General features: G+C 53.4%; 1 protein-coding gene. It reads right to left on the minus strand.

Features of this window, described 5'->3' with window-relative positions; all coding sequences use genetic code 11:
- Window positions 1-393: adenylosuccinate synthetase (locus M992_RS14360; RefSeq protein ID WP_187120221.1), on the minus strand; the 393-nt coding region annotated here is incomplete at both ends.

Genomic DNA, 393 nt, shown 5'->3' on the forward strand with positions numbered 1-393 from the left:
TTAACCTCTTTCAGGCCATCCAGAACGTCCAGTTTAGTCAGGCAGAAGCCAGACAGAGAGTTCAGCTCTACGGCACGGCGAACGGCAACAGCGTCCAACCAGCCGGTACGACGACGACGACCGGTAGTTGCACCGAATTCGTTGCCTTTAGTACACAGGAACTCACCCACTTCATCAAACAGCTCAGTTGGGAATGGACCTGCACCTACGCGAGTAGAGTAAGCTTTAACGATACCCAACACGTAGTCTACACAGCGTGGACCCACGCCAGAACCGGTAGCAACGCCGCCTGCGGTGGTGTTAGAAGAAGTCACATACGGATAGGTGCCGTGGTCAATATCCAGCAACGTACCCTGTGCGCCTTCAAACATCACAAACTCGCCTTTCTTGTGA

It is taken from the genome of Moellerella wisconsensis ATCC 35017, from assembly GCF_001294465.1.
GTDB classification, from domain to species: domain Bacteria; phylum Pseudomonadota; class Gammaproteobacteria; order Enterobacterales; family Enterobacteriaceae; genus Moellerella; species Moellerella wisconsensis.